This is a genomic window from Paraburkholderia sp. BCC1884, from assembly GCF_900996225.1.
Taxonomy (GTDB): domain Bacteria; phylum Pseudomonadota; class Gammaproteobacteria; order Burkholderiales; family Burkholderiaceae; genus Paraburkholderia.
Genome location: NZ_CAAJGL010000123.1, coordinates 388,058 through 394,611 on the forward strand (window position 1 = coordinate 388,058; position 6,554 = coordinate 394,611).

Genomic DNA, 6,554 nt, shown 5'->3' on the forward strand with positions numbered 1-6,554 from the left:
AGATAACAAATGAAGCAAGCGCTTCTTGCCATGCCGCTCCTGTTACTCCTTTGTGCCGGAGCATGCGCGCAGGATACGGCGGTCGGCGTTCCGTCGCAGTCGTGGGCGAACGCATCGCTGGCTGGATGCCCCAATTTGAGCGGCAAGTACGTGGGTGCCGGCCGGATGGTCCGCGGGGATCCGACCCAACAGATCGGCACAAGACTGCCGATCGATTTGGCATTTCCTGTTGACGACGTAGATGCATGGAGAGCAATGGTCGACCGATACAAGACGGACGATCACCACATCGTCACGCCCCCCGACTACGCCACGTTGACATCGTCGGGCGCGAATCAGTACGTCGTCGCTACGTTCTATGGCGACGTCAAGCTCGGCGAGTATCGGACCGGCGTCATGAAAGCACAGCGGGTCACATGCGAAGGTGGTGTCATGCATCTTACTTTTGCACCGGAAGAAGTGCGGTCGGAGTATGGGCCGAATCATGTGACGACAGAAGATACTTTGCGGATCGATGCCAACGGTGATCTGATCTTCCGGAGCAACATGAGTGTCGGATATCACGCGCAGCTGTTCCACTTGCCCATGGGAACCGGTCACTTCTTTGAAGAATACCGTTTTCCGCGCATCGAGCTTGCAACGCAACCGGCGCCGTTGCGATGATCACATCATCTGTCTCTATAGCTATCCGGTGCGCGTCGAAAATACGGCGATCTCGAAGAAAGCCATCGCGGTAGGGGCTGTTGTTCCGGGTTCGGCCAATAGTAGCCATTCGCTCCGCCGGCGCAGAGGTCACTCTAATGCCCGTTTGGGGCCCGTGAGCCGCCATTAGGCCGGCTTGCCAACCGCTGCTAACGCGCTCCGGCGTTGTCGCGCAGCGCTGCAAGTAGGACCGTGAATGCAGGAGTCGGCTGGCGCCGGCTTGGATAATACAGATGGAATCCCGCAAACGATGGGCACCATCCAAACAATACACGTGTAAGTTCCCCGCTTCTAATGTGCGACAGCACCCGCTGCTCGGGAACGCATGCAAGCCCCAGACCGGCCAAAGCTGCTTTCACTGACATCGTCGCAGTGTTGAATACAAGCTGGCCTTCCACTTTCACCTTTAGCGCCCGCCCTTCCTTTTCGAACTCCCACGCATACAGGCCGCCAGCCGTCGGTAGACGGATGTTGATGCAGTTGTGCAGCGTCAAATCCTGGGGTGTCTTCGGTTTCGGGTACCGCTTGAAATAGGCGGGTGTGCCGACGATAGCCATCCGCATGTCGGGACCGATGCGCACCGCGACCATGTCCTTGGCAACCTGTTCGCCAAGGCGGACGCCCGCGTCAAGCCGCTCGCCGACTATGTCCGTAAGGCCATTGTCCACAACGATCTCCACGTGGATGTCTGGATAGTCGGGCAGAAGCCGTTCAATAGCTGGCCAGAGAACAGACTCTGCGGCGTGCTCGCCGGCGGCTATGCGCACATTTCCCGCTGGCTTGTCCCGCAACGCACTAAGCGCGGCCAGTTCCGCCTCAACTTCCTCCAGCCTCGGACCTACCGCCGTGATAAGCCGCTCGCCGGCCTCGGTTGGCGCGACGCTGCGCGTCGTCCGGGTGAGAAGCCGAAGCCCGATTCTTTGCTCCAGATTCCTGACTGTTTGACTTAGTGCCGATTGTGAAACGCCGAGCGTGGCGGCTGCCTTTGTGAAGCTGCCCTCGCGTGCAACCGAGAGAAAAGCCGTGATGTCTGACAAGTCGGAGCGCGGCATTTATAAGCCCCACTTATTGGTTCATGCCGATTTTACCGCTTAATCGCTGCCATGCATGCTGGTAAATTGAGTTCCACGCAATCACAGCAGGAGCGTGACGATGAAAATTAGCAACAGCACGGACCAGCAGTATCAACCCATTACAAGCGACTAACGGAGCCAATCATGCAAAAGCGAATTCTTGGAAAAAGCGGGCTGGAAGTCTCGGCTCTCGGCCTCGGCTGCATGGGCCTCAGTTACGGTTACGGGCCCGCAACCGACAAAGCGGAAGCGATCAAGCTGATACGGACCGCCTATGAGCACGGCGTCACTTTTTTCGACACCGCTGAAGCGTATGCGCAGGGTGCTAACGAGGCGTTGCTGGGCGAGGCGCTTGAGCCTTTCCGCGATCAGGTTGTGATAGCGACGAAGTTCGGTTTCAGGGAAGGCGATGTCACGAAGGGGCAAGACAGCCGGCCTCAGCGTATTCGCGAAGTCGCGGATGCTGCGCTGAAGCGGTTGAAGACCGACCGAATCGACCTGTTTTATCAGCATCGGGTTGACCCCGATGTGCCGATGGAAGACGTTGCTGGCGCGGTAAAGGACCTCATCCAGCAGGGAAAGGTGAAGCATTTCGGCATGTCGGAGGCCGGTGCTCAGTCCATTCGCAGCGCGCACGCGGTCCAGCCCGTGGCGGCCCTGCAAAGCGAGTATTCGCTGTGGTGGCGCGAGCCCGAGGCAGAAATATTTCCGTTGCTAGAAGAGCTGGGCATTGGCTTTGTGCCGTTCAGCCCGCTTGGCAAAGGTTTCCTGACGGGCGCAATTAGCGAAACGACGAGTTTCGACAAGTCGGATTTCCGCAACGTCGTGCCGCGCTTCTCCGAGGAAAACCGCAAGGCCAATCAGGCGCTCGTGGACGTGCTCAAGCAGGTCGCCGCTGGTCTCGGAGCAACGCCGGCACAAGTCGCGCTCGCGTGGCTTCTAGCTCAGAAGCCATGGATTGCTCCCATCCCCGGTACCACCAAGCTGCACCGCCTGGAGGAAAACATCGGGGCGGCTGCTCTGCAATTGACTGCGGATGATCTTCGCAAGATCGAGAGCGCCGTTGCAGATGTTGCGGTTCAAGGCGACCGGTACCCTGCCCATCTGCAAGCGCGCGTTGGCCGCTAGGTCTTTTCGCTTCAACCGGCGCTGAGCCCATGAGGAGATGTCATGTCCGAGAACATCGAAGGAAAAGTTATCGTCATTACGGGCGCGAGTAGCGGGCTTGGCGAGGCTGCAGCCCGTCGCCTCGCGCGAGACGGCGCAAAACTCGTCCTCGGCGCTCGACGCGTTGAGCGTCTGCAAACGTTGTGTGCTGAGCTCGACCTGCCACAAGATGCGGCCGTACAAACGGACGTCACCAACGCCGGGGACGTCAAAGCGCTGGTCGATCGGGCCATCCAGAAACATGGCCGCGTCGATGTGCTTGTCAACAATGCAGGATTGATGCCTCACTCGCCGCTGGAGCGCGGCAAGATCGAAGACTGGGACCGCATGATCGACGTCAACATCAAGGGCGTTCTCTACGGCATCGCGGCCGCACTTCCTCACATGACGCGTCAGAAGAGTGGCCACATCATCAACGTATCGTCGGTTGCGGGGCACAAGGTCGGCAAGAACAATGCGGTCTACTGCGCCACGAAAACTGCTGTGCGGGTGCTTTCCGAGGGCTTACGCCAGGAAGTAAAGCCGTACAACATCCGTACGACCATCATTTCGCCGGGCGCGGTGCAGTCGGAGCTCCCGCAGAGCATCACCGAGTCAGACGTGGCTGCCGGTATCGCCGAGTTTTATGAGCGTTTCGCGATCCCGGCTGACAGCTTCGCGCGCATGGTCGCTTTTGCGATACAGCAGCCAGAGGACGTTGACGTGAACGAAATCCTTTTCCGTCCTACGGGGCAGGAGCTTTAACAGTACGCGTCAAAGACTGGCGAAAGATGGTCGCGCGCGATTGCCTATTGGCCAGACTATCGGAACACAGGAGAAAGCAATTGGATAAGGAAGTTATTGTTGTCATCGGCGCAGGCGGAATCGGCCTCGCCATCGCCCGGCGCCAGGGTTTCGGCAAAACCGTACTGCTCGCCGACTTCAACGAGAACACCTTGACGTCTGCTGCAGAGAGCATGCGTAACTCTGCTTACAACGTTAAAACTCATGTCGTCGATGTGTCGTCGCGCGCATCCGTACAGGCGCTCGCTTCGGCTGCCGCGGCCTTGGGAAAGATCGTACAGGTCATCAATACCGCAGGCCTGTCTCCCAACATGGCACCCGTGTCGCGAGTGCTGCAGGTCGACCTCTACGGCTCCGCCGTCGTGTTTGATGAGTTTGAGAAGGTAATTGCGCAGGGCGGTGCGGGCCTCATCATTTCGAGCATGGCTGCGCATATGATGCCAGCGCTGCCGCCGGAACAGGATCAGGCGCTGGCATACACGCCGACCGACGAGTTGCTAGGACTTCCGTTCCTCCAGCCAGAGGCTGTGCCCAATACGCTCGTCGCCTACATGCTTGCCAAACGTGCGAACAACCTCCGTGTTCAGGCGTCTGCAATGACCTGGGGCGCGCGGGGCGCACGCGTCAACTCGCTGAGTCCCGGCATCATCGTAACCCCTCTGGCATTGCACGAACTTAACTCGGACATCGGCGACATCTATCGCACGATGGTTGCTGCCTCGCCGACCCGCAGAATGGCATCGCCCGATGAGGTGGCTGTCGCCGCGTCTTTCCTGCTGGGTCCAGACGCAGGCTTCATTACGGGGAGCGATCTACTGATAGATGGCGGCGTTATCGCAGCAATGCGCGCAGGAATGCTGCCCACTCCGGGCTAACAGGGCAAGGTATGAGAAATGTTCTGATTCTCGGCGCGAACGGGCAGCTTGCGCAAAACACGATTCCTTTTTTCCTGGAGCGTACGGACACCCGGCTCACGCTCTACCTGCGGCGCGCAAAGCGTCTCAAAAACCCCGATTCGTCGCGCGTGAATGTCGTTGAGGGCGACGTGCTCGACAGTTCGTCGTTGACCGCTGCAATGCAAGGGCAGGACGTCGTTTATGCCAACCTCGCCGGCGCAGATATGGCCGCGCAGGCACAGCGGATCATCGACGCCATGCATACGACGGGAGTCAGGCGGCTCATATTCGTTAGCTCAATGGGAATTTACGGTGAGGTCCCCGGACAGCAATACCGGAGCATTCTAGACCCGTACCGCGACTCTGCTTCTGTTATCGAACGATCGGACCTTGACTACACCATTCTCCGACCGGGCTGGTTCACACGCGGCCCCGAGGGACCGTACAGGATTACGTTCGCAGGCGAGCCGTTCATAGGCCATGACATCGCCATTGACAGCCTGTCGGCGCTTATCGTGGAAACCGCGACCACGCCGAACGTATTTTTGCGCAAAAGCATCGGAATTAGCGACGATAAGGTCGCAGGGAGAGAATTGTGAAGGAAGTCATCGTTGTCATCGGCCCCGGATCCATTGGGCAGGCTATCGCTCGGCGAGTCGGCGCGGGCAAGCAACTGCTTCTTGCAGACCTTCGTTTGGAGAACGCGGACGCTGCCGCGAAGACGCTCAGCGAAGCAGGATTTGATGTGACGGCAACGGTAGTCGACGTATCGTCGCGCACGTCAGTCGAGTCGCTCGTGGCGAAGGCGACCTCTCTCGGTGCAGTGCACGGCGTTGTGCACGCGGCCGGTGTGTCACCGTCGCAAGCCTCGCCAGAAACCATTCTAAAAGTCGACCTGTACGGCACCGCGCTAGTTCTGGAGGCGTTCGGCGCGGTAATTGCCGTGGGTGGTTCCGGCGTCGTTATTGCATCGCAGTCAGGTCATCGTCTCCCGGCGCTGACGGTCGAACAAAGCAAGGCTCTGGCGACCACGCCGGTTGAGGACCTTCTTGCGTTACCCATGCTCCAGCCTGCTGAAGTGAAGGATACGCTGCACGCTTACCAGTTATCCAAGCGTGGCAATTCTCTGCGCGTAATGTACGAAGCTGTTCGATGGGGCGAGCGCGGCGCACGTGTCAATACGATAAGCCCCGGCATCATCATCACACCGCTCGCAAAGGACGAGCTATCCGGGCCGCGCGGCGCGGGATATCGACGCATGATCGATGGCTGCCCGGTGAAGCGGGCCGGCACACCGGACGAAGTTGCGAACGTCGCGGCGTTGCTGATGGGGGCTGATGGGACCTTCATCACCGGCAGTGATTTTTTGATGGATGGCGGAGTTACCGCTTCCTACTGGTTCGGATCGCTTGCCCCTGAACAGCGACCGTAAGGCGGTTCCAGCATCAGAAGCGGCCACTAGGAGCTTCACAGCTCCAAGGGCCGAATTGGGTCGGCTTCGGTCGACCGCATGCGGTAGCAGTCGGCCGCCTGCGGTCGCCTACTCTCGCAACTGGACACCCGAAAGTCGGCTCCGCCCAGTCAATGGGCCTTTTGCAATTCGAACCGGTCCAGGTGCAGCTTGAGATATCGAGCCTGCTGCGGGTTGGGAGTTCTTCTCAGGCTTGCCGGGATGCCGAGGATCGCGCGAGCTGCCTCGTCGATCCGGTCTGAAATTAGCATCGTGCCGGTATCCGGCGCGAAAGCGACGAGGTGTTTGTCGAAAAGTCTGTCGAGCGTGGCCGTGAGCGGCAAACCATTGCAGGGATTGTATGGACTCGGGACATGGGTAACACCCGTAACGGGACATGGGTAACACATTTATCCGGTCATTCCGTCATGTTCATGTCGATGGTGTGGAAGTGATGATGGGCGATGTAAAGGTCGTAGCAGT

The 6,554-nt window shown here is 59.1% G+C and carries 8 protein-coding genes; 6 read left to right on the forward strand and 2 right to left on the reverse strand.

All coding sequences use genetic code 11. The features are described from left to right. Positions 1-9 precede the first annotated feature (9 nt). Positions 10-663, forward strand: coding sequence for a hypothetical protein (locus tag FQ705_RS29245; RefSeq protein ID WP_144147532.1), 654 nt, complete (start codon positions 10-12; stop codon positions 661-663). Between the two features lie 188 nt (positions 664-851). Here the strand turns inward: FQ705_RS29245 and FQ705_RS29250 are convergent, their stop codons facing one another. Continuing rightward, a complete protein-coding gene (locus tag FQ705_RS29250) occupies positions 852-1,754 on the reverse strand; it encodes a LysR family transcriptional regulator (RefSeq protein WP_144147535.1) in 903 nt (300 codons plus the stop codon). Positions 1,755-1,919: 165 nt separating this feature from the next. On the opposite strand from FQ705_RS29250, the gene FQ705_RS29255 reads away from it, so the two are divergent. The 5 genes from FQ705_RS29255 (at position 1,920) to FQ705_RS29275 (ending at position 6,053) form a co-directional block, all read left to right on the forward strand. Further along, positions 1,920-2,903, forward strand: a complete 984-nt coding sequence (locus FQ705_RS29255; RefSeq protein ID WP_144147537.1) for an aldo/keto reductase — start codon at positions 1,920-1,922, stop codon at positions 2,901-2,903. Positions 2,904-2,945: 42 nt separating this feature from the next. Beyond that, the gene (locus FQ705_RS29260; protein WP_144147540.1) at positions 2,946-3,686 is read left to right on the forward strand and encodes an SDR family oxidoreductase; all 741 of its coding nucleotides are present in this window, start codon (positions 2,946-2,948) and stop codon (positions 3,684-3,686) included. A gap of 80 nt (positions 3,687-3,766) precedes the next feature. Continuing rightward, a complete protein-coding gene (locus tag FQ705_RS29265) occupies positions 3,767-4,600 on the forward strand; it encodes an SDR family oxidoreductase (RefSeq protein WP_144147543.1) in 834 nt (277 codons plus the stop codon). 11 nt (positions 4,601-4,611) lie between these two features. Further along, the gene (locus FQ705_RS29270; RefSeq protein ID WP_144147546.1) at positions 4,612-5,220 is read left to right on the forward strand and encodes an NAD(P)H-binding protein; all 609 of its coding nucleotides are present in this window, start codon (positions 4,612-4,614) and stop codon (positions 5,218-5,220) included. Next, on the forward strand, positions 5,217-6,053 hold the full coding sequence (locus tag FQ705_RS29275) for an SDR family oxidoreductase (protein ID WP_144147549.1): 837 nt from the start codon (positions 5,217-5,219) through the stop codon (positions 6,051-6,053). The genes FQ705_RS29270 and FQ705_RS29275 overlap by 4 nt, the downstream gene beginning before the upstream one ends. 149 nt (positions 6,054-6,202) lie before the next feature. Here FQ705_RS29275 and FQ705_RS29280 read toward each other — a convergent pair whose 3' ends face one another. After that, positions 6,203-6,481, reverse strand: coding sequence for an HNH endonuclease (locus FQ705_RS29280; protein WP_409934744.1), 279 nt, complete (start codon positions 6,479-6,481; stop codon positions 6,203-6,205). Positions 6,482-6,554 lie beyond the last annotated feature (73 nt).